This window comes from Streptomyces sp. NPDC051364, from assembly GCF_040682115.1.
GTDB lineage: Bacteria > Actinomycetota > Actinomycetes > Streptomycetales > Streptomycetaceae > Streptomyces.
In genome coordinates, this window is sequence record NZ_JBFBAH010000014.1 from 146,318 (window position 1) to 172,016 (window position 25,699).

General features: G+C 73.0%; 24 protein-coding genes and 1 pseudogene. 8 read left to right on the forward strand and 17 right to left on the reverse strand.

Features of this window, described 5'->3' with window-relative positions:
- Positions 1-95 precede the first annotated feature (95 nt).
- The 3 genes from AB0M76_RS26960 to AB0M76_RS26970 form a co-directional block, all read right to left on the reverse strand.
- Positions 96-971: a S1 family peptidase gene (locus tag AB0M76_RS26960; RefSeq protein ID WP_365955314.1), complete on the reverse strand. Its 876-nt coding sequence runs from the start codon at positions 969-971 to the stop codon at positions 96-98.
- A gap of 148 nt (positions 972-1,119) precedes the next feature.
- Entirely contained in the window at positions 1,120-1,941 is an 822-nt protein-coding gene (locus AB0M76_RS26965) for a DUF1684 domain-containing protein (RefSeq protein ID WP_365955315.1), read from the reverse strand.
- Between the two features lie 78 nt (positions 1,942-2,019).
- Positions 2,020-3,345 (reverse strand): DUF5685 family protein, encoded by a 1,326-nt coding sequence (locus tag AB0M76_RS26970; RefSeq protein WP_365955357.1) that lies wholly within the window; start codon positions 3,343-3,345, stop codon positions 2,020-2,022.
- Between the two features lie 282 nt (positions 3,346-3,627).
- Here AB0M76_RS26970 and sepF point away from each other — a divergent pair, with 282 nt between their 5' ends.
- The gene (gene sepF, locus AB0M76_RS26975) at positions 3,628-4,077 is read left to right on the forward strand and encodes a cell division protein SepF (protein WP_365955316.1); all 450 of its coding nucleotides are present in this window, start codon (positions 3,628-3,630) and stop codon (positions 4,075-4,077) included.
- 9 nt (positions 4,078-4,086) lie between these two features.
- Here the strand turns inward: sepF and AB0M76_RS26980 are convergent, their stop codons facing one another.
- Together AB0M76_RS26980 and AB0M76_RS26985 are read right to left on the reverse strand one after the other, a co-directional pair.
- Positions 4,087-5,256, reverse strand: coding sequence for an acyl-CoA dehydrogenase family protein (locus tag AB0M76_RS26980; RefSeq protein ID WP_365955317.1), 1,170 nt, complete (start codon positions 5,254-5,256; stop codon positions 4,087-4,089).
- 120 nt (positions 5,257-5,376) lie between these two features.
- On the reverse strand, positions 5,377-7,032 hold the full coding sequence (locus tag AB0M76_RS26985; protein ID WP_365955318.1) for an MFS transporter: 1,656 nt from the start codon (positions 7,030-7,032) through the stop codon (positions 5,377-5,379).
- 324 nt (positions 7,033-7,356) lie between these two features.
- Between AB0M76_RS26985 and AB0M76_RS26990 the strand changes: the two genes are divergently transcribed.
- Positions 7,357-8,466, forward strand: a complete 1,110-nt coding sequence (locus AB0M76_RS26990; protein ID WP_365955319.1) for a hypothetical protein — start codon at positions 7,357-7,359, stop codon at positions 8,464-8,466.
- A 285-nt stretch (positions 8,467-8,751) separates the two neighbouring features.
- A complete protein-coding gene (locus tag AB0M76_RS26995; protein WP_365955320.1) occupies positions 8,752-9,816 on the forward strand; it encodes a phosphatase PAP2 family protein in 1,065 nt (354 codons plus the stop codon).
- A gap of 384 nt (positions 9,817-10,200) precedes the next feature.
- Here AB0M76_RS26995 and AB0M76_RS27000 read toward each other — a convergent pair whose 3' ends face one another.
- A complete protein-coding gene (locus AB0M76_RS27000; protein WP_365955321.1) occupies positions 10,201-11,166 on the reverse strand; it encodes a YafY family protein in 966 nt (321 codons plus the stop codon).
- A 306-nt stretch (positions 11,167-11,472) separates the two neighbouring features.
- Positions 11,473-12,057: pseudogene (locus AB0M76_RS27005) on the reverse strand (transglycosylase family protein); the annotation flags it as partial.
- A 307-nt stretch (positions 12,058-12,364) separates the two neighbouring features.
- Between AB0M76_RS27005 and AB0M76_RS27010 the strand changes: the two are divergent.
- Both AB0M76_RS27010 and AB0M76_RS27015 read left to right on the forward strand, forming a co-directional pair.
- Complete coding sequence (locus AB0M76_RS27010; protein WP_365955358.1) at positions 12,365-13,165, forward strand: hypothetical protein; 801 nt, start codon at positions 12,365-12,367, stop codon at positions 13,163-13,165.
- Between the two features lie 198 nt (positions 13,166-13,363).
- Positions 13,364-13,834 (forward strand): hypothetical protein, encoded by a 471-nt coding sequence (locus AB0M76_RS27015; protein WP_365955322.1) that lies wholly within the window; start codon positions 13,364-13,366, stop codon positions 13,832-13,834.
- Between the two features lie 16 nt (positions 13,835-13,850).
- Here the strand turns inward: AB0M76_RS27015 and der are convergent, their stop codons facing one another.
- From der to AB0M76_RS27035, 4 genes are all read right to left on the reverse strand, one after another.
- On the reverse strand, positions 13,851-15,311 hold the full coding sequence (gene der, locus AB0M76_RS27020; protein ID WP_365955323.1) for a ribosome biogenesis GTPase Der: 1,461 nt from the start codon (positions 15,309-15,311) through the stop codon (positions 13,851-13,853).
- A gap of 75 nt (positions 15,312-15,386) precedes the next feature.
- Positions 15,387-15,974 (reverse strand): lysophospholipid acyltransferase family protein, encoded by a 588-nt coding sequence (locus tag AB0M76_RS27025; protein WP_365955359.1) that lies wholly within the window; start codon positions 15,972-15,974, stop codon positions 15,387-15,389.
- A gap of 56 nt (positions 15,975-16,030) precedes the next feature.
- Positions 16,031-16,729, reverse strand: a complete 699-nt coding sequence (cmk, locus tag AB0M76_RS27030; protein WP_266668419.1) for a (d)CMP kinase — start codon at positions 16,727-16,729, stop codon at positions 16,031-16,033.
- Positions 16,730-16,845: 116 nt separating this feature from the next.
- On the reverse strand, positions 16,846-17,934 hold the full coding sequence (locus AB0M76_RS27035; protein WP_365955324.1) for a prephenate dehydrogenase: 1,089 nt from the start codon (positions 17,932-17,934) through the stop codon (positions 16,846-16,848).
- Between the two features lie 356 nt (positions 17,935-18,290).
- Between AB0M76_RS27035 and AB0M76_RS27040 the strand changes: the two genes are divergently transcribed.
- The 3 genes from AB0M76_RS27040 to AB0M76_RS27050 all read left to right on the forward strand — a co-directional run bounded on the left by AB0M76_RS27040 (position 18,291) and on the right by AB0M76_RS27050 (position 19,924).
- Positions 18,291-18,632: a DUF952 domain-containing protein gene (locus tag AB0M76_RS27040; protein WP_365955325.1), complete on the forward strand. Its 342-nt coding sequence runs from the start codon at positions 18,291-18,293 to the stop codon at positions 18,630-18,632.
- Between the two features lie 88 nt (positions 18,633-18,720).
- Positions 18,721-19,188, forward strand: a complete 468-nt coding sequence (locus tag AB0M76_RS27045) for a Rieske (2Fe-2S) protein (protein ID WP_365955326.1) — start codon at positions 18,721-18,723, stop codon at positions 19,186-19,188.
- 28 nt (positions 19,189-19,216) lie between these two features.
- The gene (locus AB0M76_RS27050; protein WP_365955327.1) at positions 19,217-19,924 is read left to right on the forward strand and encodes a nucleotidyltransferase domain-containing protein; all 708 of its coding nucleotides are present in this window, start codon (positions 19,217-19,219) and stop codon (positions 19,922-19,924) included.
- A 129-nt stretch (positions 19,925-20,053) separates the two neighbouring features.
- Here the strand turns inward: AB0M76_RS27050 and AB0M76_RS27055 are convergent, their stop codons facing one another.
- The 6 genes from AB0M76_RS27055 to AB0M76_RS27080 all read right to left on the reverse strand — a co-directional run.
- The gene (locus AB0M76_RS27055; RefSeq protein ID WP_365955328.1) at positions 20,054-20,836 is read right to left on the reverse strand and encodes a nucleotidyltransferase domain-containing protein; all 783 of its coding nucleotides are present in this window, start codon (positions 20,834-20,836) and stop codon (positions 20,054-20,056) included.
- 3 nt (positions 20,837-20,839) lie between these two features.
- On the reverse strand, positions 20,840-21,862 hold the full coding sequence (locus AB0M76_RS27060) for an ADP-ribosylglycohydrolase family protein (RefSeq protein ID WP_365955329.1): 1,023 nt from the start codon (positions 21,860-21,862) through the stop codon (positions 20,840-20,842).
- A complete protein-coding gene (locus AB0M76_RS27065; RefSeq protein ID WP_365955330.1) occupies positions 21,859-22,602 on the reverse strand; it encodes an NUDIX domain-containing protein in 744 nt (247 codons plus the stop codon). The genes AB0M76_RS27060 and AB0M76_RS27065 overlap by 4 nt, the downstream gene beginning before the upstream one ends.
- Positions 22,599-23,696 (reverse strand): AAA family ATPase, encoded by a 1,098-nt coding sequence (locus AB0M76_RS27070; RefSeq protein WP_365955331.1) that lies wholly within the window; start codon positions 23,694-23,696, stop codon positions 22,599-22,601. Before AB0M76_RS27070 ends, AB0M76_RS27065 begins: the two co-directional genes overlap by 4 nt.
- Positions 23,693-24,292 (reverse strand): nicotinamide riboside transporter PnuC, encoded by a 600-nt coding sequence (pnuC, locus tag AB0M76_RS27075; protein WP_365955332.1) that lies wholly within the window; start codon positions 24,290-24,292, stop codon positions 23,693-23,695. Before pnuC ends, AB0M76_RS27070 begins: the two co-directional genes overlap by 4 nt.
- Positions 24,293-24,416: 124 nt before the next feature.
- A partial coding sequence (locus tag AB0M76_RS27080) for a pseudouridine synthase (RefSeq protein ID WP_365955333.1) occupies positions 24,417-25,699 on the reverse strand: 1,283 nt, incomplete at its 5' end.

The following is a 25,699-nucleotide window of genomic DNA, read 5'->3' on the forward strand; positions in this document are numbered from 1 at the left end:
CCGCCTCACTCCCTCAATCACGGACCCCCGCCCGGGAGTTCGGGCGGGGGCTCATGATTGTGCCGGGTCCGGGCGGGCTGCACCCGCCCGCCCCGTCAGTACACGCTCACGCCATAGGCGTTGAGGGCCTCGACGACGGGCTGGAAGAAGGTGGTTCCGCCCGAGGAGCAGTCGCCGCTGCCGCCCGAGGTGAGGCCGATCGCGCGGGTGCCGGAGTAGAGCGGGCCGCCGCTGTCGCCGGGCTCGGCGCAGACGTTGGTGCGGATCATGCCGTAGACGATGTCGCCGCCGCCGTAGTTGACGGTGGCGTTGAGGCCGGTCACCGAGCCGCCGTGGGTGCCGGTGGTGGAGCCGCGCCGGGTCACGGACATCCCGACGGTGGCGTTGGCGGCGCTGGTGATGTCCTGGCTGCCGACGGTGCCCGCATGGGCCAGGGCGGTGTTGTCGTAGCGGACGAGGCCGTAGTCGTTGTTCGGGAAGCTCGAGCCCACGGTCGCGCCGATCGTGGTGGTGTGCGAGGAGTTGGTCCACCAGGTGCCGGCGCCGTCGGTGCAGTGCCCGGCGGTCAGCACGTAGTACGTGTTCCCGCTGCGCACGTTGAAGCCGAGCGAGCAGCGCCAGCCGGAGGTGTAGATGGCGTCGCCGCCGGAGGTCAGCTTGCGCAGCTTGCCGGGGGTCCGCTCGATGCGCAGGGCCGCGGCGTCGGCTCCGGCCTCGGTACGGATCCTGGCGAGGTCCGCGGCGGTGACGGTGGAGTCGGCGGTGACCACGAGGGTCCCGCTGGCGGGGTCGGTGTACCAGGCGGTGCCGGCGACGTCGGCGCGCTGGACGGAGGCGCCGGCCGCAGCGAGCCGTGCTGCGCTGAAGCCGCTGTCCGCGCTCGCCGCGGTGGGGGCGGCGAGCCCGGCGACGGCTGCCAGGCCTGCGGCCACGGCGAGCAGCCGGGTACGGGTGATGCTCTTGATCCTCACTTCTCGTCCTCCCGGGAGGGATCGGGGGCCCGGCGGACAGTGGGGGGCGCCGGAGCCCGTGAGGCGCAGCCGGGGGTACGGCGGGCGCACAGGATTTCGTCGTGCCCCTGACAAGCCCCCGGAAGGCGCTGTCGGGAGTGTCTCGGCGTCAGATTCGGGCGGCAAGGGCATCTTTCAGCCTCCGCTCGCCCGCCGCGACCTCGAAGGGCAGGGTGTTCCCGGGTGGCGGGAACGGGCAGATGAAGTGGTCCGCGAAGGCGCAGGGCGGCAGCACGGTCCGGTTGAAGTCGACGGTGATCGAGCCGTCCACCGGGTCCGGAACTCCCGGCCTGAGGAAGCGGAAGCGGTAGCTGGAGCTCCCCCCGGTGGCATCGCCGATCACGGCCCAGAGGCTGCCGTCGTCCTCGTCGACGGCGACCTGGAGGGTGTGTTCGGCGCCCCGGTACGCGAAGCTCAGCTCACCGCCGAGGCCGAACCCGCGCGCCCGCCCGTCGGCGTTCGCCACCTGGACGATCCGGTCCTCGCCGTACGGCCGGAAGCGCCCCGGCAGCACGAAGTCCGGGTCGTACGCGGTGGCCTCGATACCGGCGAAGGCCCGGCGTGCCGCGGAGGCGGGGTCGAAGACCCGTACCGCCCACTCCCCCTCGCGCCGGATCACCGTGATCCGGACGTCCCGGGCAGCGGCGATCCGGGAGTGCGCGGGCGGGGCCTCGTCGGCAGCCAGGACGGCGTCACCGGTGAAGGGCTCGCCGTCGAGGCTGAGACCGTCCTCGGCGGAGGCGGTCAGCGCCACCCCGCCCTCGGTGGCGCGCCAGCGCCCCGGAACGGCCGGAATTCGACCTTCCGGGTGGTCGGAGAGCCAGTGGGTGCCGATGAGGGAGAGGGGGCCGTAGGGGGCGGACACGGAAGCCACCCGATGCTCGTGCCATTTCCGCCAGGCTGTCTTCGGATCATCTGCGTCATCGCTCATGCCGCTCACCCCTTCCACACGGGCCCGGACGGGAACCTCCCTGTACGCCGTCCGGCCCCGTGCGCGGCTGACGGGGGCTCAGCAGTCGCAGCCGCAGTCGCAGCAGCAGCCGTCGCAGTTGCAGCAGTCGCAGCCGCTGCAGTCGGGGCAGCCGTTGCCGCAGTCGCAGGCCTCGCACCACGCGTCCCGCTTCTTGCGGGACCACGGACCCTCGTGGTCGGTGCAGCACAGCTGGCAGGTGCAGAACAGCCCGAGGGCCACCGCGCAGCCGGCGAGCAGCCCGCGGCGCGGCTTCTGCGGGGGCAGGCCGCCGCCGGGGCCCATGGGCGGTCCGGGCATCCAGGGGCCGCCGGGGCCGCCCGCGCCGCCGCCGTACGGATTCCCGCCGTACGGATTCCCGCCCTGGCCGCCCTGGCCGCCCTGGCCGCCGTACGGGGTGCCGGCGTACGGACCGCTGCCGTACGGGGCGCCCTGGCCCGGGCCGTGGCCCTGCGGCGGCGCCCCGTACCCGCCCTGCCCCGCGGCGTTCATCCCCACGTGTCCGCAGCCCGTGACCCCGAAGGCCCGGTCCACCGAGGTCTTCAGCTCGTGCACGAGCAGCCGGTGGGCCAGCCCGGCGTCCGCGAACTCGACCTCGCGCAGCGCCAGCCTGATGCCGTGCAGCGCGTCGTCGGCCAGCCGCCGGGCCTCTGTGAGGGAGGTCCCGGTGGCCGTCAGCGGGTTCCAGGCGCCCGCCGCGGCGTCCGCGGCCTGGTCCTCGACGGCGTCCAGCAGGTGCGCGAGGCGCCCGAAGTAGCGGCCCGCCTCGGCGAGCGCGGGCGCGTTGCCTGGCCGTCCGGCGAGCTGCGCGGTATGGGCGAAGGCGGCGGCCGTCGCGGTCTCCGTGGGCTCGGTCACCACGAGCACCGGTGTGCCGGGGCCGGCCAGCGTCTCGATGCCCGCCTGCCGGTCCACGGCGTCGACGAGGACGGCCGTGTCGAAGCCGAGCGAGGCCCCGGTGCGGGCGCCGGCCCGGTCCCAGCCGCGGGCCACCCTGCGCGCGGCGGCGGCGATGGGCGCGCGGGCCAACAGCCCGTCCCGGTCCGCCACGTGGTCCCGTACCTTCGCCGAGGCGAGCACGAGCGAGACTGCGGCCGCGAGCCGCGCACCCTCACCGTTGGCCACCGCGGCGGTGCGCATCCCGCGCAGCGGGCAGGGGCCGGCGGTGCGCCGCGAGCCGGGCGCCGGTCCGGACTGAGCCTCCGTCAGAACGGAGACGAGCAGCCCGTCGTAGTTGGTCACGATCCGAGCGAACTGTCCGTGGTCCCCGCGAAGTGCCAGGCACAGCCCGCAGAGATGGGCCATCCACTCGGTCTTGAAGCGCTCCCCCAGCCGGTGCGTGCAGGGTCTGACGATGCCGAACAAACCGGTCCCCCGTATGTCATACGCGTGCGTGATGCGCATCGTATCGATCCGGATCGTTCACTCGTACGCCCCCATCGGTCACCCACACGGCGGCAGCAGTCGTATTTTCACTCAGTCAGCAGTGGTACCCGCCAGGAACCTTGACGGTGCAACGGATGTTCTGCACCAGTACCGTCACGAAACCCCTGCGCGGCGGCTATCCACTTGGCGCGTTGTCAGCATCATGGACGACCATAGGGGCAGCGGAGAGAAGACAACCGACTGCGGTGAAAGGAGGCGTCCATGGGTTCGGTACGCAAGGCGAGTGCCTGGTTGGGTCTCGTGGAGGACAGCGACGACGAGCGTTACTACGACGACGACTACGCGGAGGCCGCGCAGGGTTCCGTCTCGGGCCCCGGCGACCAGTGGGTCACCGACCCCCGGGTCAAGGTCGCGTCGGAGTCGGCCGTCGAGCACGGCCGGCGCATCGCGACGGTCACCCCGGACGGCTTCCGTGACGCGCGCGGCATCGGCGAACTGTTCCGCGAGGGCGTCCCGGTGATCGTGAACCTGTCGTCCATGGACCCGGCCGACGCCAAGCGCGTGGTCGACTTCGCGGCCGGCCTGACCTTCGGCCTGCGCGGTTCGATCGAGCGGGTGGCGACCAGGGTCTTCCTGCTGACCCCGGCCGACACCCAGGTCGTGAGCGGCGAGCCCGCCGGCCGCTCGCGCGACTTCTTCAACCAGAGCTGAGCAGGGCCCTCACCGGAAGGCGTCGAGCCCGGTGAGCGCCTTGCCCAGCACCAACTGGTGCATCTCGACGGTGCCCTCGTAGGTGAGCACCGACTCGAGGTTCGTGGCGTGCCGCATGACGGGGTATTCGAGCGAGATCCCGTTGGCACCGAGGATGGTCCGCGCGGTGCGGCAGATCTCGATGGCCTCGCGGACGTTGTTGAGCTTCCCGAAACTGATCTGCTCCGGCCGCAGGGTGCCCGCGTCCATCCGCCGTCCCAGGTGGTGGGCGAGCAGGATGCCCTTGTGGAGTTCCAGCGCCATGTCGGCGAGCTTCGCCTGGGTGAGCTGGAAACCGCCGATGGGCTTGCCGAACTGCTCCCGCGTCCGCGCGTAGTCGAGCGCGGCCTCGAAGCTGGCGCGCGCCGCGCCCATGGCCCCCCAGATGATCCCGTACCGCGCGTGGCTGAGGCAGCCCAGCGGCCCCTTGAGCCCGGTGACCCCCGGAAGCACCGCATCGGCAGGCAGCCGCACGTCGTCCATCACGAGTTCACTCGTCACGGATGCCCGAAGCGACCACTTGTGCTTGATCTCGGGCGCGGAGAAGCCGGCCGAGTCGGTGGGGACGGCGAACCCGCGGATCCCCTCATCGGTCTGCGCCCACACGACGGCCACGGCCGCGACGCTGCCGTTGGTGATCCACATCTTGCGCCCGTTGAGCACCCAGTCGGTGCCGTCGCGCTTGGCGTACGTCCGCATGGCGGCCGGGTCGGAGCCGACGTCGGGCTCGGTCAGCCCGAAGCAGCCGATCAGCTCGCCCGCGGCCATGCCGGGGAGCCAGCGCTGCTTCTGCTCCTCGGAGCCGTACTTCCAGATCGCATACATGGCCAGCGACCCCTGCACCGAGACGAGGGAGCGGATCCCGGAGTCGGCGGCCTCCAGCTCGAGGCAGGCGAGCCCGTACTGCACGGCGGAGGCCCCGGCGCAGCCGTACCCCTCGAGCGACATCCCGAGCGCCCCGAGCGCGCCGAGCTCTTTCGCCAGCTCCCGGATCCCGGGCAGCTCGCCGCTCTCGTACCAGCCGGCGATGTGCGGGAGCACGCGGTCGGCGGCCCAGCCGCGGACGGTGTCGCGGATGGCGAGGTCCTCGGGCGCGAGGAGCTCGTCGAGCCCGAGCGGATCGGTGGGTACGAAGGGCACGGCGCCTCCTGGTGCGGACCTGCGGTTCGAAACCTAGCGGTGCAAGTTTGTCCGCACGGCCGCCCGCGGTCCACCCCCTACCGGTCCCGCAGGCTGCGGGCTGCCGCTGCGCGGGAGGAGTCAGGCGGGGCGGACTGCCGGGTCGCGGTCCGTCGCCGGGGCGGGGATGCGCTGGGCATCGTGGCCCGCCTGGGCGGGGAGGCGCACGGGCTCGGCGTCGCACTCGGCAGAGTCCGCGCACTCCATGGCCCGCGGCAGCTTCAGCGCCATCACGGCCCCGGCCAGCAGCAGCCCCGCGCTGACGACGAGCGTGACGTGCAACCCGTGCACGAACGAGTGCCGCGCGGCCGCGTACAGCGACTCACCCGCAGCCCCCCCGAGGGCCCCCGCGATCTGATACGCCTCGCCCAGAGAATTCGCCGCCCCCGCCGCATCCGAGGCCGACACCCCCGGCACGTGCAGCAGCCCCGGCGCATAGGCCGCGTTCATGACACTGCCGAGCAGCGCGATGCCCATCCCCGCGCCCAGCTGGTACGAGGTCTCGCCTATGGAGGCCGCCCCGCCGGCCGTGGCCGCGGGCGCCTCGCTCAGCATCGACTCGTACGCCGCGAACAGCGTGGTCTGCAGCCCGAAGCCGAGCAGGATGAACCCGATCGTGAGGAGCACCGGCCGGTCGTGCTGCCCCATGAACGTCAGCAGCAGCACGGCGAACGCCGTCAGCACGAAGCCGAGCGACACCATCGTGCGCGGCCCGATCCGGGCCAGTGTGTACGAGCCGGTGGCACCCGCGGCCATCGCGGCGAAGGTGAGCGGCAGCAGCCGCAGCCCCGTCTGCAGCGGGCTGAGCTGCAGCACCAGCTGGAGGTACTGGACCGCGATCAGTTCCAGCCCGACCAGGGCCAGCATGGCGAGCACGATGCACCCGACGGACGTCGAGAAGGCGGCGCGCGAGAACATCCGCATGTCGATGAGCGGGTGCGTACGCCGCTTCTGCCGCCGTACGAACAGGATCAGCAGGACCGCACCCAGCAGCAGAGGCACCATCGCCTCGGCGTCCAGGAGCCGGCGCTCCGCGCCGATCCGCTTGACCCCGAGGACCACGCCGAGCACGCCGCCGGCGGCCATCAGCGCGCCGAGCACGTCCCAGGGCCCTTCGCAGGACCCCTTGGACTCGGGCAGCAGCCAGCGGCCGAGCGGCAGGATCAGGGCCATCAGCGGGATGTTGATCAGGAAGACCGAGCCCCACCAGAAGTGCTGGACCAGGAAGCCGCCGAGCACCGGTCCGCTGGCCGCGCCGATGGCGGCGACGGCGGTCCAGATGCCGATGGCGAGGGCCCGCTCGCGCCGGTCGGGGAAGACCTGCCGAAGAATCGACAAGGTGGCGGGCATGATCATCGCGCCGCCGACGCCGAGCAGGGCGCGGGCGGCGATCAGGACCTGGGCGTTGTCGGCGAGGGCCGCGAGGGCGGAGGCCGCGCCGAAGAGCCCGTAGCCGAGCAGGAGTATCCGGCGGCGGCCGACCCGGTCGCCGAGGGTCCCGAAGAGGATCAGCAGGGCGGCGCAGACCAGCGGGTAGGCGTCGACGATCCACAGGAGCTCGACCGCGCCGGGGCGCAGGTCCTCGGTGACGGAGGGGACGGCGACGTGCAGGATCGTCGCGTCGAGCGCGACGAGGACCAGGCTGATGCAGAGGACCGCGAGGACGAGCCAGCGGTTGGTCCCGCCGGAGGCGGCGTGCAGCCGCAGCCGGAAGGCGGCCGCGTTCGTCCCCGACATGCATGTACCTCCCAGATGATCGCTCGCACTCGGCGGACCAGCGCTTTGCGGAGCCACGGTGGTGGTGGGCACTGTGCGGCGTCCTACGGGGTCCGGCATCGACACGCGAGTGAAGCGTCAGCGTACGCGAGTTCGCTTGCCCGACACGTGGTCAAGCTCTCATAGCGGAGGAGCCCGCGGTGTGGTGTGCGCCACTCGGATCACCCCGCCCTCCCCCTCCTCCCCCGATCCACCGCCGGGAGGTGCCCTCACCGCGTACACGCGCGGTCACGACGTGTGGTTCTGCGCCGACGGCATGCACCGGCGCCACCGATAATCATGCCCGTGGAAGATCTTGGATTTCGCCGGGCCGCGCCCGCGCTGGCCGTCTTCGCGGCGGTCCGGCTCCTCGGGCTGGCCGTGCTCGCGGCCTGGGGCGCGGCCGTCGGCAGCAGTCCGCACACGCTGCTTTCGGCGCGCTGGGACTCGCTCTGGTACGCCCGTATCGCCGCCGAGGGGTACGGGTACGAGGTGGTGCTCCCGAACGGGGACGTGCACTCGAACCTGGCCTTCTTCCCGCTGCTTCCCTGGCTGGAGCGGCTGGTCGCGGCGCCGACCGGGCTGTCGTACGGCTCCGCGGGCCTGGTGGTCTCGGTGGTGGCCGGGCTCGCGGCGGCCTGGGGGATCTTCGCGGTCGCGGACCTCCTCCACGGCCGCCGGGCCGGGGTGTACGCCGCCGGGGTCTGGGCCGCGCTGCCCGTGGGCGTCGTCCAGTCGATGGCGTACAGCGAGTCGCTGTTCACGGCACTGGCCGCCTGGGCGCTGTACGGGGCCCTGCGCGGCCGGTGGCTGACCGCCGGCCTCCTCGCGGCCGGGGCGGGGCTGACCCGCCCGGTCGGCGCCGCGGTGGTGGCGGCGGTGTGGGTGGCGGCCGTACTGGCCCATCGGCGCGGGGAGCGGTCGTGGCGGATGGCGGCCGGGATGCTGCTGGCCCCGATGGGGGCGGCCGCGTACGTGCTGTGGGTCGGGGCGCGCACCGGCGACGGGCTGCTCGGCTACCTGGACGTGCAGGGCGGCTGGGGCAACGGCTTCGACGGCGGCTGGGCCTTCGCCCGGTTCATCGGGGCGAAGCTGGCCTCGTCCGCGTTCCTCGCCGGGGTCGGGCTGATCGCGGGCGTCGTGCTGGTGCTGTGGCTGTACGCCCTGTGCGTGCGGCAGCGCCAGCCGGCCGCGCTCCTCGTCTACTGCGGGATCGTCGTCGCGCTGGCGCTGTGCGCGTCGGGGTACTTCGGCTCCAAGCCCCGGCTGCTGCTGCCCGCGTTCCCGCTGCTGCTGCCGGCGGCGGTGGCACTGGCCCGGTGGCGGACCGGGCGGGCGGTCGCGGTGCTCGGCGCGGTGGCGCTGGCCTCGGCCGTGTACGGGGCCTTCTGGCTGAACGGCTCGGGACCCCCGTAACGGCTCGAGCCGTTCAGGCCCCGTAGGGCCCGCGCGGTACTCGCGGAGGGCCCGCATCACGGAATGGATCATTCCGATCCATCTTTGAGCAAAGTAATTGAGCGGCACCGATAAACCCCGGCTTAGTGTGCGAAACAATGGCCAGGCCAATGGCTCGACGCGGCTCCAACTAATGCCTAAATCCGAGGAATTAAGCCGCGCGTGAGACCAACTCCACATCACATGGTCATCACAAAGCCCGTGATTCGACCGGGCCGCCCATCGGCGCGCGGTAACGTCGATTGAGTGCGTACCGACCAAATCCTGACCCGTCTGGAGCGGGTGTTCGCCCGGCTGGACCGGGAACCAGAGCGACCGGCTCATCTGCAGACACCGCAGATGAGCCGGCACCGCGTCGTGCTCCTCGGATCGACCCTCGCGTTCTACCTCGCGATCGTGGTGGCCGTCCTGACCACGTCCTGGCTCGTCCGCCTGGACTGGCAGGTCATGTTCTTCCGGCCCTACGAGCAGTGGCCGCAGCTGCACGCCTTCCTCGACTACCTCGTGGTCCTGGGCCAGCGCGGACCCACCGCGGTCATGGTCGCCGCATGGCTCGGCTGGCGCTCCTGGCGGCAGCACACCCTCCGCCCGCTGATCACCCTCGGCGTGTCGCTGCTCCTGCTCAACATCACCGTCGGCGCCGTCAAGCTCGGCCTCGGCCGGCTCGGGCCGCACTACGCCACGCAGATCGGGTCCGCCGAGCTCTTCGCCGGCGGCGATATATTTCCTTCCGGCCACACCGCCAATGCCGTCGTGACCTGGGGAATCCTGGCCTACCTGGCCTCGACGACGGTCACCCGGCGGGTGCTGTCCGTGGTGTCCGCGGTCGTCTCGCTGAGCGTCGGCGCCACCACCGTGTACCTCGGCACCCACTGGGTCAGCGACGTGCTGCTCGGCTGGTCCGCAGGTCTGCTGATCATGCTGGCGCTGCCCTGGTTCGAGCCGCTGATCGCCGGGGCCGAGGCCCGCGTCTTCGCGCTGCGGGAGCGGCTGCGCCGCCGGCTGGAGACCGGCAGCGTGCCCGTGCCGGTCGCCACCGTGCTCACCCCGATGCTCTCCGCGGGCGGCAAGTGGCAGCTCCGGCTCGCCACCGATGCCGCCGGCCCGCAGGAGCCCGCCACCGCGACCGTGCAGGCGGCGGCCGGCCAGGCGCACGCCCCGGTGCCCCGGCCCGCCGCGCACGTCTCCGGCCGGCCGCACCTGATCCGGTCCGAGCGGACCCCGGTCACGCCGGCCGGCAGCCGCCGCCCGGCGCACACCGAGCGGCCCGCCGCGGGACGCGCCGCGGCCCGTCCGGCCACCGGCGGCTGAGCCACCCCCGTACGGGACTTCGCGGGACGGTACGCACCACCTCACCCCGCACCACTTCACCCCGCACCACCGAGGCGGGCCGGGTCATCACCCGGCCCGCCTCGGCCATTCCGGTGGTCCGCGTCGTGCGCATGACCGGAACGTCAGCTCCGCGCCCGGACGTTCGTCCGTACCGGGTCACGCTTGTGTCACGGAATGTCGACAGTCCTTTGACGGGGCCGGCTTCATCCGGAGAGCCGCGGAAGAGAGCGCGCGCCATTCCTTTTCCGGCGCGCGAGATGCCCTCCGCACATCCTGTTTCGCATTCCGCCCGAGAGCCCCGGAATTTCCCCGGGGATTGCCGCGGTCCACCCTGCGCGGCCACGTGAACACCCCTCAGATTCCTTACATCTTCTCCACGGCTCGCCCGAGAAGGTCCCGGGCCGCTCTGATGCGGTCCGTCAGCTCCGGCGGCTCGAGCACCTCGAACTCACAGCCGAGCAGCATGACGTGAATGACGAGTACGTCGAGGCTCACGGCCCCGGTGCGGAGCAGGCAGCTCTCGGCGTCGACCGGCTCCAGGACCCCGTCGCTCGGCCCGACGATCCGGGCCGCCGCCTCCGCCGGCATCTTCAGCCGCAGCACCGCCCTGGCCGCGTACGCAGCCTGCGCCACGCCGCGCGACACGTACGCGGCGAGATCCTCGGCGGGGGCCGGGCGCGGGGTGAAACGCGGTCCGTTCGGCGGTCTGGGCTCGATCCGGTCGGCGCGGAAGGTCCGCCAGGCCTCCCGGTCCACGTCCCAGGCGACCAGGTACCAGCGCCGCTCGGTGCACACCAGCCGGTGCGGCTCCACCACGCGGCGGCTGACGTTGCCCTCGTGGTCGCGGTACCCGAAGCGCAGCCGCTCGCTGTCCCGGCACGCGGCGGCGAGCTCGGTCAGCACGGAGGGGTCGACGGTGGCCCGGGCCGGCCCGCGCAGCATCGGCACGGTGAACTCGTTGAGCGCCGACACCCGCCGCCGCAGCCGCCCCGGCAGCACCTGCTCGAGCTTGGCGAGGGCCCGTACGGAGGCCTCCCCGATCCCCTCGACGCCGTTCCCCGCGGCCGTCCGCAGGCCCACCGCGACGGCGACGGCCTCGTCGTCGTCGAGCAGCAGCGGCGGCAGCTCGGCCCCGGCGCCCAGCTGGTAGCCGCCGCCGGTGCCGGGGCTGGCGTTCACCGGATAGCCGAGCTCCCGGAGCCGGTCCACGTCGCGCCGCACCGTCCTCGGAGTCACGCCGAGGCGCTCCGCGAGATCGGCGCCGGTCCATTCGCGGTGGGCCTGCAACAGGGACAGCAGGCGCAGCAGTCGTGCGGAGGTCTCCAGCATGCCGAGCAGTCTGCCGGTAGCCCGGCCGCCTTCCGAATCGCCCCCGCGGGCCGCCGAGCCGAAACCCCGTCAGGGAGCGGGTACGGCCGCCGGAGCCGGCGTACGCGTCGGGCCGGAGGTCGGTGTCGGCGCGGGGGCGGCCGGCTTGGCCACCGGAACAGCCGGTGGCTTCGGTACCGCTGACGGCGCCGGGGTTGGGACCGGCACCGGGACCGGGGCGGCCGGAGCCGTCGGGACCGGCGTCGGGACCGGGGCGGCCGGAGCCGTCGGGACCGGCGTCGGGACCGGGGCGGCCGGGGGCGAAGGCGGCAGCGCCAGCAGCGTGCCGACCACCAGCGCCCGTGGCTTCGGCCCGATCACCGCCCCGTTCGCCTCGTACAGCGCCTTCCACCCGCCCTTCACCCGGTACCGCCGGGCGATCCCGTCCAGCGTGTCCCCGGTCCGGACCACGTGCATACGCCCCGCCAGCCCGTACCGCTTCGAGCACACCGGCCACGCGTCCCACCCCTGGGAGCCCAGCACGTCCTCCGCCACCCGGATCTGCTGTTCCCGGCTCGCCAGATCGGCCCGCGCCGCGAACGCGAGTCCCCCGTGGTCCTCCCACGTCGGCTGCCAGAACTGCAGGCCCCCGTAGAAGCCGTTGCCGGTGTTGACCGCCCAGCGCCCGCTGCTCTCGCAGTCGGCCACGCAGTCCCAGGGCCATTGCCCGCCCGGCCCGCAGTCCCCCGGCCCGTTCCCGATGATCCCGGGCGAGCCGGGGTAGGCCGCCCCCGCGGGCCCGGGCGCAGGGGGCGGCGGGGCCGCACCGGCCCTCGACGGGAGTACGAGGACGAGAGCCAGCGCGGCGGCGGCAGCCGCCGATGCGGCCCGCCGGATCCGGAGGTCGGGCATCGCGTCACGCTACGCAGCGCCTCGCCGCCCGCCCGGGCCCGCCACGCGACCCGTCCCGCGCCCCACCCGGTCGGCCGATCCGCCACCCCCTCCCGAAACGGCCAGGACCGGCCATCAACTGCGCATATGCAGACAACAGTTGGCAGGAAAACAAAGCCCCGGTCCGACCGTTCACCCCTCCGGGGGCCAGGTTCGATTCCGTTCCCTCCAACGGCGTGACCCCGGCAGCCGCTCGGCCGTTGAGCCCGGCAAGCCGGGAACCGCCCGGCCCCCGCTCGCCTAGTCCGAGGAGCCAGCCGTGCCCCGCATGCTCGACGTCAGTGATGAGGTACGTGCCGAGATCGGTGACGAAGAAGCCGAGAGGCTGCTCACCGGCGACGACGCACCGCGCAGCTACGACTGCACCTCCTGCCGCACTCCCGGGGACCCCGAGACCGACCGCACCAGCACGGTGCTGTTCGTCGGCGAGGAGACGGCCGTCCTCGCGTTCGCCCACGCCGGCTGCATCCCCTCGCAGGTGGTCACCGTCTCCGAGGAGCAGCTGCAGGGCGCGGTCCGCAGCATCACCGGCGACAGCCCGGCCTCCGGTGGATCCGCCGACGCCGCGCCGCAGAACGTGCCCGGCGGCCAGGCCGTCCTCGGCATCACCAGCGGCCTGGTGCTGATCGGCGGCGATCTGCACCCCGCCCTCGTGGTCGAGCCGACCGCCCCGATCGCCCGCCCCGGCACCACCGGCCCCGGCGACGACTTCCTGCCGCTCCTCATCGAGCAGGGGTTCATCCCGGTCACCGACACCGCCGAGCTGCCCTCCCCGCTCGCCGGCTGGTCGGTGCTGCTCGCCGCGGGCCTGCTGCACGCCGTGCTCCAGCCCGGCGCCGAGGGCGGCGGCCAGGTCGCCTGGTGGCAGGCGCACCAGCCGCTGTCGGTCACCGACGGCTGGCGGGCCGCCGTCAACAAGACCCAGCGCGTCCTCATCTACGCAGCCCCGGTCGGCTCCATCGGCCAGCAGCCCCGCGAGGACCTGCTCCGCGACGCGCTGGACAAGGCCGCCGCCGGCGGCAAGCTCGTGGCGGCCTCGATGCCGCTGGCAGGCACCCCCGGCGCCTGACGCCGGCAGGGATCCCTGAACGGCTGCGCCGCCCCTCCCACCAGGGGCGGCGCAGCCGTGTGCCGGTGGGGACACCCCACCGGCCATCTGCGTTTTCTGCCCCCTCGCCCGCATCCGCAGGGCCCCGGGTTCGTTGGCTGATACGTGCATTCATACGACCCCTCCCGCGCCCCTGCCCACGCGAGCACCGTCTCCCCGATGCGCCACGCAAGGGACCGGGACAGCGCTCCGGCCGCCCTCTCGCACACCCCGATCTACGACACGCTGTACTCGGAGTACCTGCGTGCCTTCCGGGCCCTGCCGGGCGACCGCACGGGCGAGGAGGACCTCGGGTTCACGGCGTTCTCGTACGGCGGCTCGTACACGAGCGGTGGCAGCGCGTACAGCAGCGCCGTCAGCGTCACCGCCGGCGGCAGCGGATCCGCGTACGGGGGCGGCTCGTACGGAAGCGGCTGGAACAGTTCCGCATGGCAGACGGACCCGTGGCCGGCCGCGTACGCCCCGGCGCCGCAGCCCTCGTACGCGTACGCCGGGTCCTCCGCGGCCGGCGGCAGCGACCACGGCGGCTCCTCCGGCACCGGCTCCGCATACAGCGGCGGGCGGCAGCACCAGACCGGAATGCACCACATCCCGGCGGCCCTGCCGCCCGCTCCGCGCCGGGGCTACTGACCCCGGACCGCCGCTGCTACTTCTTCTTGTACTGCGCGCCGCGCTTCTCGCGCACGCGCACGGAGATGTGGATCGGCGTCCCCTCGAAGCCGAACTCCTCGCGCAGGCGGCGCTCGATGAAGCGCCGGTAGCCGTGCTCCAGGAAGCCGGAGGCGAAGAGGACGAACCGCGGCGGCTTGCTCCCCGCCTGGGTGCCGAACAGGATGCGGGGCTGCTTGCCGCCGCGGATCGGGTGCGGGTGGGCCGCGACGACCTCGCCGAGGAAGGCGTTCAGCCGGCCGGTCGGGATGCGCGTCTCCCAGCCCGCGAGGGCCGTCTCGATCGCGGGGACCAGCTTCTCCATGTGGCGGCCGGTGAGCGCCGAGACGTTGACGCGGGGCGCCCAGGCGACCTGCTGCATCTCGGTCTCGATCTCGCGCTCGAGGTAGTAGCGGCGCTCCTCGTCGAGCTCGTCCCACTTGTTGTACGCGATCACGATCGCGCGCCCGGCGTCGACGGCCATGGTGATGATGCGCTGGTCCTGGACGCTGATCGTCTCGGTCGTGTCGATCAGGATGACCGCGACCTCCGCCTTCTCGACGGCGGCGGCCGTGCGCAGGGAGGCGTAGTAGTCCGAGCCCTGCTGGAGGTGCACCTTCTTGCGGATGCCCGCGGTGTCCACGAACTTCCAGGTGACGCCGCCGAGCTCGATCAGCTCGTCGACCGGGTCGCGGGTGGTGCCGGCCAGTTCGTTGACGACGACCCGGTCCTCCTTCGCGACCTTGTTGAGCAGCGAGGACTTGCCGACGTTCGGGCGCCCGATGAGCGCGATGCGCCGGGGCCCGCCCACCGGGGCGCCGCCGAAGGTCTGCTCGGGCGCCTCGGGCAGGGCCTCGAGGACGGCGTCGAGCATGTCGCCCGTACCGCGGCCGTGCAGCGAGGAGACGGGGTGCGGCTGGCCGAGGCCCAGGGACCACAGGGAGGCCGCGTCGGACTCGCCGCTCTGGCCGTCGACCTTGTTCGCGCACAGGACGACGGGCTTGCCGGCCCGGCGCAGCAGCTTGACGACGGCCTCGTCGGTGTCGGTGGCGCCGACCTTGGCGTCCACGACGAAGACGACCGCGTCGGCGGTCTCGATGGCGTACTCGGCCTGGGCGGCGACGGCGGCGTCGAGGCCGAGGACGTCCTGCTCCCAGCCGCCGGTGTCGACGACCTTGAACCGGCGGCCGGCCCATTCGGCCTCGTACGTGACGCGGTCGCGGGTGACGCCGGGCTTGTCCTCGACGACGGCCTCGCGGCGGCCGATGATGCGGTTCACCAGGGTCGACTTGCCGACATTGGGGCGGCCGACGACGGCGAGCACGGGCAGCGGCCCGTGGCCGGCCTCCGCGATCGCGCCCTCGACGTCCTCTACGTCGAAGCCTTCCTCCGCGGCGAGCTCCATGAACTCCGCGTACTCGGCATCGCCGAGCGCTCCGTGGTCGTGCTGGTCGTTCATGAAGTCCGTTCCTCGTCGTTCGTGGTGGTCGGTGGTGCCCGCGCAGCGCGGTTCCACTACTAGGTCAAGTCTCGCTCAGCGCCCGGTGAGGCGCTTGGCATCGGCCAGGTGGGCGCTCAGCCTGCTCTGGATGCGTACGGTGGCCTCGTCCAGGGCCGTACGGGTACGGCGGCCGGTGCCGTCGCCCGCGTCGAAGGCGGAGCCGAAGACGACGTCGACCCGGCTCTTGAACGGCGGCAGTCCGCGGACCAGCCGCCCTTGGCGCTCGGTGCTCCCCAGCACGGCCACGGGCACGACGGGCGCGCCGCTGCGGACGGCGAAGTACGCGAGCCCGGCGCGCAGCGAGGCGAAGTCGCCCTCGCCGCGGGTGCCCTCGGGGAAGATCCCCAGGGCGCCGCCGTTCTCGAGCACCGCGAGCGCCTTGGTGATCGCGCCCCGGTCCGCGCCCGTACGGTCGACCTTGACCTGGCCGATCCCGTCCAGGAACGGGCCGAGCGGGCCGATGTACGCCTCCTTCTTGATGAGGAAGTGCAGCGGCCGCGGGGCGGTGCCCATGACCATGGGCCCGTCGATGTTGTGCGCGTGATTCACGGCAAGGATGACAGGGCCCGAGGCGGGCACGCGCCAGGCGCCCAGTACGCGCGGCTTCCACAGCCCGTACATGAGGCCGATGCCGATCCGCCGACCGAGCGCCGCACCCTTGAGGGAGGGCGTTCCGCTCACTTGCGCCCCGCCCGCTTCTCCTCGACGAGGGTCACGACGCACTCGATCACCTGGTCGAGCGTGAGCTCGGTGGTGTCCACCTCGACGGCGTCGCCGGCCTTGGCCAGCGGGGAGGTCTTGCGACCCGAGTCGGCGGCGTCGCGCTTGATCAGTGCTTCCTTGGTGGCCGCGAGGTCCGAGGCCTCCTTGCCGCGCAGCTCACCGCTGCGGCGCGCGGCGCGGGCCTCGGGGGACGCGGTCAGGAAGATCTTGAGGTCGGCGTCGGGCAGGACGGTGGTGCCGATGTCCCGCCCCTCGACGACGATCCCGCCCTCGGCCGAGGCCGCGATGCTGCGCTGGAGCTCGGTGATCAGGGTGCGCACCTCGGGGACGGCGCTGACGGCGCTGACCTTGGAGGTGACTTCCTTCGTGCGGATCGGTCCGGAGGCGTCCAGGCCGTCGACCGTGATGGTCGGCGCGGCCGGGTCCGTACCCGAGACGATGCCGGGCTTGCCGGCGGCCACGGCGATGGCGTGCGGATCGTCGGTGTCGATCCCGTTGGTGATCATCCACCAGGTGATGGCCCGGTACTGGGCACCGGTGTCCAGGTAGCGCAGCCCGAGCTTGGCGGCCACGGCCTTGGAGGTGCTGGACTTGCCCGTGCCGGAGGGACCGTCGATGGCGACGATCACGGCGGACGGAGCTGCGGTTTCCACGGTGCGGGCACCTTCCTGGTTGCGCGTACGTGTCCGGGCGCGCCAAAGCGCCCCTCACCAAGGTTACCGGCCCCCGGCACCGGCGCCGCCCAGTACCGGGGAAGCGGCCCGCGGGACTACTGCTGGCGCAGGGCCCAGCCCCGTTCGCGCAGCTCCGCGGTGAGGGCGCCGGCCGCCCTCGGGTCGACCATCAGCTGTACGAGACCGGCCTGCTGGCCCGTGGCGTGCTCGATCCGCACGTCCTCGATGTTGACCCCGGCCCGCCCGGCGTCGGCGAAGATCCGCGCGAGCTCGCCCGGCTGGTCGCTGATCAGTACGGCGACCGTCTCGTACGCGATGGGCGCCGCGCCGTGCTTGCCCGGCACCCGCACCCGGCCCGCGTTGCCCCGCTTCAGGACGTCCTCGATGCCGGCGGCGCCGCCACGGCGCTTCTCGACGTCCGCCGACTGGAGCCCGCGCAGCGCGTCGACCGTCGCCTCCAGGTCGGACGCGATCCCGGCGAGGACGTCGGCCACCGGGCCCGGGTTCGCCGAGAGGATCTCCACCCACATCCGCGGATCGGAGGCGGCGATCCGCGTCACGTCCCGGATCCCCTGCCCGCACAGCCGTACCGCCGTCTCGTCGGCCTCCTCGAGGCGCGCCGCGACCATGCTGGACACCAGCTGCGGGGTGTGCGAGACCAGCGCCACCGCCCGGTCGTGCGCGTCGGCGTCCATGACCACCGGTACGGCCTTGCACAGGGCCACCAGCTCGAGCGCCAGGTTGAGCACCTCGTGGTCGGTGTCCCGGGTCGGGGTCAGCACCCAGGGCCGGCCCTCGAAGAGGTCGGCCGTCGCGGCCAGCGGCCCCGACTGCTCCTTGCCTGCCATCGGGTGGGTCCCGATGTACGCGGTGACGTCCACGCCCAGGGCCGCCAGCTCCCGGCGCGGCCCGCCCTTGACGCTGGCCACGTCCACGTACGCGCGGGCCACGCCGCGGCCGATCGCCTCGGCCAGGGTCGCGGCCACGTGGGCCGGCGGTACGGCGACGATCGCGAGGTCGACCTGGCCCTCGGGGGCCTCGTCGGTGCCGGCGCCGAGCGCGGCGGCCGTACGGGCCTGGGCCGGATCGTGGTCGGCGAGGTGGACGGTGATGCCGCGGGCGGCCAGGGCGAGCGCCGCGGAGGTGCCGATCAGTCCGGTTCCGATGACGACGGCGGTTCTCACGGGGCGCTCCAGGGATGCGGGTGCGGGTGCGGGTGCGGGTGGTCACGGGTAACGGGTAACGGGTAACGGGTAACGGCAAGTCAGGGCCAGGGTAGCCAGCGCACACGGCACAAGGGCCCGGCAGCCCGTCATGTGGGACGGCGGCCGGGCCCTCGGCGCTGAGGCAGGCGCGGTGGCTAGAACTTCTGCTGCCGGATGATGTCCTCGAGTGACCCGCTCGGCATCGAACCGGCCGGGGTTACCCGCCATCGTCCATAGCCTTTCGAGAGGTTCGAGACACGGACAATGTCACCCGATACATCCCGATACGCCAGTTAGTGCAAGCAGTCGGCCGGCACTGCGGTAGAACCGTCGGCATGATCTTCCACATCGTTCCGCTCGCCGACTGGACCGCCGCGCCCGAGCTTCCGTACGCCCCCTCCTCACTCGACTCGGAGGGCTTCGTGCACTGCTCGGCGGACCGCCCTACGGTGCTCGAGATCGCGGACGCGCACTACCGCGAGGTAACGGGTCCGCTGCTGGCCGTCGAGCTCGACGAACGGGCCCTCACCTCGGAGGTCCGCCGCGAGGGTGAATCCGGTGGCCGCTACCCGCACGTCCACGGCCCCCTGGACCGGGCGGCCGTGGTCCGCGTCTGGGAGGTCGTCCGTACGCCGGGCGGCCCGGCGGAACTGGTCCCGTGGGAGCCGGGCTCCTGAGCCGGGCGGCGCGGGGGCTTCTCCTGGGGCCCCGGAGACGCCAGGATGCTGCTCGCCATCCCGGAGCGACCCGATCGAGGAGCACCCCATGAGCGACCCCACGCCGACAGCCCGCCGCACGGTACTGGCGGCAGGTGCCGCCGCGCTGGCCGGCGGCACGCTCACCGCGTGCGGCGGCGAGGAGAAGAACCCGAAGAGCGAGCCGGGCAGCGCCTCCACTCCGCAGGCGGCGCAGTCCCCCTCCCCCTCGTCCGGGACAGGTGCGGGCAAGGCCCTGCTGAAGTCCTCTGCCGTGCCGGTGGGCGGCGGCACGATCCTCAAGGAGGAGAAGCTGGTCGTCACCCAGCCCACGGCCGGGTCCTTCCGCTGCTTCACGGCGGTGTGCACGCACCAGGGCTGCATCGTGAACAAGGTGGAGGCCGGAACCATCGACTGCCCCTGCCACGGCAGCAAGTTCGAGATCGCGGACGGCGCCGTGGCCCACGGCCCGGCCACCCGCCCCCTGGCGGAGAAGAAGATCACGGTGGCGCCGGACGGCAATATCTCGCTCGCGTAGCGCGGCCGCGCCCGCCTACGCTCCCCGGATGAACGAGCCGACGACGCCCGCGGAAGCCCTGAACCTCACCCTGGTACGCGACCACACGGTCTACGCGTGCGTCATGGGCTCCCGGGCGTTCGGCCTGGCGACGGAGGCGAGCGACACCGACCGGCGCGGCGTCTACCTGGCGCCGACCCCCCTCTTCTGGCGCTTCGAGAAGCCGCCGACGCATGTGGAGGGCCCGCGGGAGGAGGAGTTCTCCTGGGAGCTGGAGCGCTTCTGCGAACTCGCCCTGCGCGCCAACCCGAACATCCTGGAGTGCCTGCACTCCCCGCTGGTGGAACGGCTGACCCCGGTGGGTGAGGAACTCCTCTCCCTCCGGGAGGCGTTCCTCTCCCGGAGGGCCCACACCACGTTCACCCGGTATGCGGCGTCCCAGCACGCCAAACTCGTCGCGGACGTCCGCATCCACGGCGCCCCGCGCTGGAAGCACGCCATGCACCTGCTGCGCCTGCTCCTGTCCTGCCGCGACCTCCTGCGCACGGGCCGCCTGACGATCGACGCCGGCCCGCACCGCGACCGCCTCCTGGCGGTCAAGCACGGCGAACTCACCTGGCCCGAGGTGGACACGTGGATGACCCGCCTGACGACGGAGTCGGAGACGGCCCTGGCCACCACCCCGCTGCCCCCGGCACCGGACCTGGCCCGAGTGGAGGACTTCCTCCTCCGCACGCGCCGGATGTCAGCCGTCTAGTGCCGCGTCTGGCAGCGTTTGCCGGTCAAGGAGCGGCGTCCGGGGCGTGCTCTCGGCGTGCCGGACGCAAGCGCTCGTACTGGACGTACTTGAGCTTTCGGCCGGCGCGGCGAGAGTACGTGCCGGGCGTCACGACGGGGCGAACGTCGCCTGACGCGGCACCAGCCTCCGGCGCCGGATGACGAGGTCGTCGAGCGCGTCGTACGCCGACACCTGTGTCGGCAGTGCGGACGCGGCCTGCGCCGCCTCCAGGACAGCGTGCAACGCTTCGAAGTCCTGCCGGACGCGGGATCCGTCCGTGCCGGCGGCCGGGCCGTGCTCGGCCGCGACCTTGGCCTCGATCAGGTCGGCCAGGTACGCCGGGGACTCTCGTACGTCGCCCAGCAGGGTCGGCAGATGTGCCTGGATCTCGCCGGCGCGCATCAGGTGGATGCCGGTCAGCAGCGCGCGGAAGGCATAGAGCAGCGGCTTGAGTTCACCGGTCTTCCCGAAGAGGCTCCACTGGGTGCTCGCGAAGCCCCGGTAGTGGTGGGCGTGGTGGGAGGTCAGCACGCCCGGGGCCAGTGCGATCAGTTCCTCGTGCGCCGGTGTCGTGTGGACCACCAGCGGGGACAGCAACTGCTCCAGGACGTAGCCATTGCGGTTCAGCATCAGCCGGACGAACTTGCGCAGGTCGTGTGTGACGAGGTCCATCTCCACGTCGTCCCGGTCCCACATCCGGGTCCGGGTCTCCTCCGGCTCGCGCAGGCCGAGCAGGGCCGGCGCCGGCAGGAGGTGGGCACCGCGCAGGTCGATGTCCGAGTCCCGGGAGGGGAAGCCGTACAGGTGGGCGCCCGAGACCGTGGCGAAGAGCAGCGGGTCGGGCTGCTCCGCCACCACGGGGGTCAGGTCGATACTCAGTGCATCCAGCATGGATCAAGCATCCCAGAGGGCGCCGAAGGCCAGGAGTTCGTCGCGGTACTCGATGCGGGACTCCCAGTCGCCGGGCCAGACGTCCGCGCCGAGGTGGGCGCCGGCGAAGGCGCCGGCCAGGCAGGCGATCGAGTCCGAGTCGCCCCTCGTGCAGGCTGCGCGGCGCAGGGCCGTCAGGGGGGCCTCCGGGAAGAGGAGGAAGCACTGGAGGGCCGTGGCCAGGGCCTCTTCCGCGATCCAGCCGTCGCCCGTCGTCAGGCACGGGTCCGTTTCCGGGGACGGGGTTCGCAGGGCCGCCGTCAGGCGGTCCAGGACCGACAGGCACTCGTCCCAGCCGCGGGCGATGAAGGACTCCGGCGTCGCGTCCGACGCCGTCCGCATCCAGAGGTCGCCCAGCCAGCGCTCGTGGTAGTGCGTGCGGTTGTCCAGGGCGTACGAGCGGAGCTGTCCGACCAGGCCCGTCACCTCCGTGCCCTGCGCGAGGAGGTACACCGCCCGGGCCGTGAGGTCCGAGGCGGCCAGGGCCGTGGGGTGGCCGTGGGTCAGGGCCGACTGGAGCTGGGCCGCGCCGGCGCGCTCCTCCTCCGTCCAGCCGGGCACCAGACCCACCGGGACCACCCGCATGTTCGCCCCGCAGCCCTTCGAGCCGATCTGGCTCGCGTCCCGCCAGTCCCGGTCGGGGGCGTCGAGGAGACTGCACGCGCGCAGGCAGGTGTTGCCCGGGGCGCGGTTGTTCTCCGGGGAGTGGTACCAGTCGACGAACTCCTCCCGGACCGGGCGGGCCAGGCGCAGCGGGCCCACCCTGCCGCGATCCATCGCCGTCCGTATGCCGCGGGCCAGGGCCAGCGTCATCTGGGTGTCGTCCGTGACGATCGCCGGGCTCGGCAGCCGCATCTCGCGCCACGGGCCGGTCTTCGCCAGGATCGACGGGACGTCGTTGAACTCGGTCGGGAAGCCCAGCGCGTCGCCGAGGGCGAGGCCGAGCAGAGCCCCCGTCGCCGCCCGCTTCTTCGGAGTCAGGGTCATTTCGGGTGTCCTTCCGTGGGGCGGAGCAGCGGCGGATGCAGGGCGGTCGCCGGGCCCGCCCGGTACAGCGCGGCCGGTTTACCGCGGCCTCCGGTCAGCCGGGCGACTCCCGGCACGGCCTCGACGAAGCCGGGCGTCGCCAGGACCTTGCGGCGGAAGTTGGGGCGGTCCAGGGCGGTGCCCCAGACGGTCTCGTAGACGGACTGGAGCTCCCCGAGGGTGAATTCGGGCGGGCAGAACCCCGTGGCCAGGCAGGTGTACTCGAGCTTCGCGCCGACCCGGGACCGGGCGTCCGCCAGGATCAGTGCGTGGTCGAAAGCGAGGTCCTCCGCAGCCTCCCCGGCCTCCCCCACCGGCACCCAGCGCGCCTGGGCCGCGTCGCCGCCGCCGTCCGCCGCCGGCTCCGGCATGTCCGGGACCAGGGCGGTGAAGGCCACCGAGACGACCCGCATCCGGGGATCGCGGTCCGGTTCGCTGTACGTGCGCAGCTGCTCCAGGTGGAGCGCGGCGACGACCGCCTCCGACAGGCCGGTCTCCTCGGCCAGTTCCCGGCGGGCCGCCGTCTCCGCGGACTCCCTGGGCAGCAGGAAGCCGCCGGGCAGCGCCCAGGCTCCCGCGTACGGCTCCTGGCCTCGCCGGATCAGCAGGACGTGGAGCGCCCCGCCCCGTACGGTGAACACCGCCAGGTCGACCGTCACCGCGAAGGGTTCGAACGCGTGCGGGTCGTAGGCCGTCGTCATCGGTTCTCCGGCAGCGGGTCCGCGAAGCGCCGGCCCTCGGCCAGCAGTTCGCCGACCGCCGCGACGGCCTGCGCCAGCCGCGTCTCGCGGTCCCCGCGCATGATCAGGAAACGCCTGTCCGTGCGCGTGAGTTCCTCGCGGAAGCGGTCCGTCATCCAGGGTCTCAGGTGCGGTCCGTCCCGCAGCCCGTCGTCCTCGAAGGGCACGTCCGTGTGGTCCGTGAGGAGGTACAGGTCCCGGGGCGTCAGGGCGGCGATCTTCTCGACCTCCTCGTTCCGCCCTCCCATGTACCGCTCGTGCCAGACGCCGGTCGCGAAGGAGTCGGTGTCGCAGATCAGCACCGGCGAACCCGTCCGGGCCGCCCGCTCCTCCTCCGCGTCCTGCCGCCGCGCGATCACCGGGAACTCCGCGGAGGTGAACGACACGTCCTCCCAGGTCGCCGCCGGGTCCGCCGTACGTGCCGCCGCCAGCTTCTCCTCGCTGTACGTGCGCCCGTACTCCGCGACCCAGCCCGTCCCGGCCCAGACCCCGCCGCGCGCCCGGTAGTGGGCCGCGAGCGCCCGCGACAGGGTCGTCGTACCGGTCGACTCGGCGCCGAGTACGACGATCCGCCGGGTCAGGGCGGCCCGTACGCCCGGCCCCAGGAACTCCCAGTTCCCGACCGGGTCCGCCCGTACCGCCGTGCCGGAGACGGGGAAACGGGTGCGCCCCGGGTCCACGCAGACCTCCTCGGCGCCGAACCGCCGGGCGAGCTCGCTCCCGTACTCCTCCGAGGTGAAGACGGCGTCGACCGGCCCGGGCACCGCGCCACGGAAGACCGCCATGTGCGCCTCCCAGACCGCCGGGTCGTGCAGGTCGACCGGGATGTCGTCGACCGCGCCGACGACCTCCGCCCCCGGGTGCGCCTCGCGCATCCAGGCCACCCGGTCGGCGAGCGGGACCGACTCCACCGAGGCGGCGCACACGAGCACGGTCAGCCGCTCGCACTGCTCCTGGGCGCTGCGCACGAGGTGGTGGTGGCCGGCGTGCGGCGGGTAGAACTTGCCGAGCACCAGCCCGTGCCCGAAGCGCTTCGTCCCGTTCGCGCCGCTCATGCCGCCGCCCCCGCCGCCGTCGTACGGGCGCCCCGCGCCGGCAGCGTGCGGCGCCAGCCGAGCAGGCCGACCACGCAGAGCGCGAGGAAGCCGACGTACAGGGCCGAGGTCAGGTACAGCCCCTTGTAGGCGTAGAGCGGGATGTACACGAGGTCGGCGGCGATCCACAGCCACCACGACTCGACGAGCTTGCGGCACTGGCCGTACGTGGCCATGAGCGAGAGCCCGGTGGTCAGCGCGTCCCAGAACGGGACGGTGGAGTCGGTGACCCGGCTGAGCAGGAGCGTGAGCCCGAGCACCCCCACCGCCCCCGCCGCGGCCAGTACGGCCCATTCGGTGCGCGTGGTGCGGCGCACCGGCAGGGCCTCCGCGGATCCTGGTCCACCCCCGTGGGTCCAGGACCACCAGCCGTACGCGGCGAGGGCGATGAAGACGATCTGGAGCCCGGCGTCGGCGTACAGGCCGGACTGGGCGAAGAGCACGATGAAGAAGACGTTGTTGGCGATGCCGATGGGCCAGTTCGCGACGTGCTGCCGGGCGACGAGCCAGACGCACAGGGCCCCGGTGGCGAACCCCAGAATTTCGGTCCAGCTCATGACGGCCGACCCCCTCGTTCTTTAATGGTCATGTTGACTATAAATGCGGGGGAGGGTTGCTGACAAGCGAAAAGCCCGCAGTGCCACGGGGGCACTGCGGGCTTTCGTGTCTCAGGCGAGGCGGCTACAGACCGACCTCGCGCATGAGCATGCCAACCTCGGTGTTCGTCAGGCGGCGCAGCCAGCCGGACTTCTGGTCGCCCAGCTCGATCGGGCCGAAGGAGGTCCGTACGAGCTTCTCGACCGGGAAGCCGGCTTCCGCCATCATGCGGCGGACGATGTGCTTGCGGCCCTCGTGGAGGGTCACCTCGACCAGGTAGTTCTTGCCGAGCTGGTCGACGACGCGGAAGTGGTCGGCGCGGGCGTACCCGTCCTCCAGCTCGATGCCGTCCTTGAGCCGCTTGCCGATCTCACGCGGCAGCGGCCCGGTGATGGCGGCGACGTAGGTCTTCTTCACGCCGTACTTCGGGTGCGTGAGGCGGTGGGCCAGCTCACCGTGGTTGGTGAGGAGGATGATGCCCTCGGTCTCGGTGTCGAGCCGGCCGACGTGGAAGAGCCGGGTCTCGCGGTTGGTGACGTAGTCGCCCAGGCACTGGCGGCCGTCCGGGTCCTCCATGGTGGAGACGACACCGGCGGGCTTGTTCAGCGCGAAGAACAGGTACGACTGGGTGGCGACCGTCAGGCCGTCCACCTTGATCTCGTCCGACGGCTGGACGCGCTTGCCCTGCTCCAGCACGATCTGGCCGTTGACCTCGACGCGGGCCTGCTCGATGAGCTCCTCGCACGCGCGGCGCGAACCCATGCCGGCGCGGGCGAGCACCTTCTGCAGACGCTCCCCCTCCTCCTCGGCACCCGGGAAGGTCTTCGGGGTCTTGATCACGGGCTTGTCGGCGTAGCGGTCGCGTACGCGCTCCTCGATCCGCGCCTCCAGCTCGCGCGGCTTGGACTGGCCGCTGCGGCTGCCGGGGCCGATGCGCGGGCCGCCGGCGCCGCCGATGCCGGGGGTCCTGGAGGTCTTGGGGCCGCCCTTGGCGCCACCGCGGGCCGCAGCGCCGCGCGCACCGCCACCGCGGTTGCCGTCGGCCGCGCCGCGGGCGCCGCCGCCGCCGGCCTTGGCACCGCCGCGGCCGTTGCGCTCGCCCTCGGGGCCTACGTCGTAGCGACGCTCCTCGGGGCGGGGGTTGCGGATGCGGGGGGCCTGCTCGCGGTCGCGGTCACGCGAGTCGGAGCCACCGCCCTGGTAACCACCACCGGAGCTGCCCCCACGGGAGCCACCGCCCTGGTAACCACCACCGGAGCTGCCGCCACGAGAGCCACCGCCCTGGTAACCACCACCGGAGCTGCCGCCACGAGAGCCACCGCCCTGGTAACCACCACCGGAGCTGCCGCCACGAGAGCCACCGCCCT